Annotated in this window: 3 protein-coding genes; 1 reads left to right on the forward strand and 2 read right to left on the reverse strand. The window is 64.5% G+C overall.

The window, feature by feature from the left end; translation table 11 throughout:
* Together CM1CMNOD_RS10755 and CM1CMNOD_RS10760 are read right to left on the reverse strand one after the other, a co-directional pair.
* A partial coding sequence (locus CM1CMNOD_RS10755; protein WP_043606135.1) for a Uma2 family endonuclease occupies window positions 1-426 on the reverse strand: 426 nt, incomplete at its 3' end.
* 267 nt (window positions 427-693) lie between these two features.
* Complete coding sequence (locus CM1CMNOD_RS10760) at window positions 694-1,035, reverse strand: hypothetical protein (RefSeq protein ID WP_013873676.1); 342 nt, start codon at window positions 1,033-1,035, stop codon at window positions 694-696.
* Between the two features lie 549 nt (window positions 1,036-1,584).
* Between CM1CMNOD_RS10760 and CM1CMNOD_RS10765 the strand changes: the two genes are divergently transcribed.
* The coding region (locus CM1CMNOD_RS10765) for an esterase/lipase family protein (RefSeq protein WP_131773971.1) at window positions 1,585-2,544 on the forward strand (960 nt) is incomplete at its 3' end.

Here is a 2,544-nt window from a genome sequence, read left to right on the forward strand (position 1 = left end):
GTAGTGGGGGACGCCGAGACGGGCGTAGACGTCGCGTTTGAGCAGCCGGTCGATGCCCAGACTGCTGGGGGAGAGAACCTCGACGACCAGCACCGGAACAGCCAGGTAGCGTTCGCCACGCACGAGGTCGTCGCGGCGGACCACGCACACGTCCGGCTGGACGCTGGTGTGCCGCCCCTTGCGCACATCCGGCGTCGGTCCGAAGACGACCAGATCATCCGAGCCTTCGCGGTTGGCCGCCTCAAGGATGATCGCGAGGTTCAGGCAGGCGCGCTGATGCTCCCAGCGGGGCGCCGGGCTCACCAGGAGCACCCCGTCCACCAGCTCGTAGCGCCGACCGTCGTCGGGCATTTCCTCCAGATCGTCGACGGTGAACCCGTCGTCCCGAATCGGAAGATCCTCGTAGGCGACCGCCATGACCACCATGATGAGCTCCTCTCAGTCACAACGCCAGACTGATCACCACACACCCTCCGCACCAGACCGTACAACGATCTGTGGATAACCTGCGTTGTCCACAGGTGGCCCCTACTGTCAGTCATGAAACCAGTCACGAAACGAGGAGGGAACGCACCCGCCTCGCCGAGCGGGACGAGTGCATCCGCGGCGTTCACCGATCATGGCGGCGCCATACCGCCCCGGGGCGCCGCGCAACGGCGACGCTCCCGGGGCTGGCAGGCGTACAGGACGCGTTCAGGGCATCGTGACCTCACGGGTCACCCGCGAGTCCCACGGACACCAGTGGGCCCCGGGGAGGAACGCCCCACCGGCCTCATCCAGGTGCTCCTCGACATAGTCCATGTTGGCGTCACACACCTCGATCGCCATCGAGAAGAACGAGATGCTCGCCGGCTCGAGATGGAAGCTGTACTTCGGGTTGTAGGGCTTCTGTACTTTCCGGATCTTTCCGGTGACGTGCACCTCTTCCTTCTCCACTCCGGCGATGATGTTGCGGGCGTGGGTGATTTTATCGGGGTCCGTGAGCTCGAAGATGAACTCCTGTCCTGGTTGTTCCGTGAACGCGAAGTAGGCCATGGAAGACTCCTGGCTGTCCTGACTGAGAAAAATGAATGATCTGCCGCGGCACCGGTGTGGCCGGCAGGTGACGACCGACATGCGTCAGCCCGGTCGTCGTGGTCATTACTGTGACCGGTGTGACCGGTTTCGTCAACGTGCTCGGATTTATTTCGACGAGGACCATACGCCGGTCACTCCGTCGATATCCGGTCCCGAGCGGCCAAAGCTTCGCATCCCCTCCTTTACTGCTGCGAAGCAAATGTTCCGACCGCCCTGAAGGGCTGACGTGACGGACCGTACTACACTGGATTCACGCTCGCCAGCGAATCAGCTCCTGAAGGGCATCAGAACGGAAAACGGCATCAAGGTGGGCTGATTCCGGTCGGCGGGCCCGGTTGTGGCGACGCCCGGTCCGACCATTTTTTCATACTATTAGTAATCATACGATTGCCATCCGTGCATCAGATTGATCGACTCGGCTACGATGCCGCCCGTCATCTCATACATCCCCCCACGGAGCGCGGGCCGGTAGGACCGCTGTACCGCGTGCGAGCCAGAGGAGGAGTGTTGTCCGAACAGCAGAGCGATCAGGCGGAGCAGGCCCTCGGCAGGCTGACCATCGCCGATCCGCTGACCACCGAGCCGGGTGCTCCCGGCCCGCTGCCAAGGCCGGACCAGGAATGGCAACTGCGTAACGGCTTCGCCTGGGTCTACTACGGCGAGGGCAGCTCCGGCATCGAACGGCCGGTGATCATGGCCGATGGCTTCAACCTGGGCAGGAGCAACCTGGAGTGGCTCTACCAGGGCCTCGAGGCGGACTTCCCGCTCATCAGCACCCTGCGCAGCCAGGGCAGGACCGTCATCCTGCTCGGCTTCGAGGAGCGCACCGCCTCCATCCTGGACAATGCTCAGGCCGCGACCGAGGCCGTCCTCCGCACCATCGCGGAGCGCCGGGACTACAAGCCGCTGATCGTCGGCGGCTTCAGCATGGGCGGCCTCATCACCCGCTACGCGCTGGCCAGGATGGAGTACGAGAGCATCGATCATCAAACGGAGCTGTACTTCTCCTACGACAGCCCGCACCGCGGCGCTGTCATCCCCATCGCGCTCCAGGCGTTCGCCCACTTCATCCCAAGCCTCGTCCCGGGGCAGGAGAACGACTTCGCCAGGCAGTTGAACAGCGTGGCCGCACGTCAGATGCTCTGGCGGCACTACAACAGCGAGAACGGTGAGATCAGGCAGGACCCCGAGCGCGGCAAGTTCCTACAGGCGCTGGACAGAGTCGGCAGATGGCCTCGGCGGCCCCGCGGGATCGGTGTCGCCAACGGCGCCGGTGACGGTAGGGGTATCAGCCTCCCGCCCGGCGAGATCGCCTTGAAGATCAACGGTGTTGTCTTCCCCGGTACCACCCTCTACACCCAGGCCACGGGCAACGGCACCACCGTGGCCGAACTCAGGCGCCTGCTGCCGCCCGCAGCCAGGACGATCACCACCGACGGGTTCCCGGAGCTCGACGGCGCGCTCGAC

Origin of the sequence: Protofrankia symbiont of Coriaria myrtifolia, assembly GCF_900634755.1 — a bacterium.
Taxonomy (GTDB): domain Bacteria; phylum Actinomycetota; class Actinomycetes; order Frankiales; family Frankiaceae; genus Protofrankia; species Protofrankia coriariae.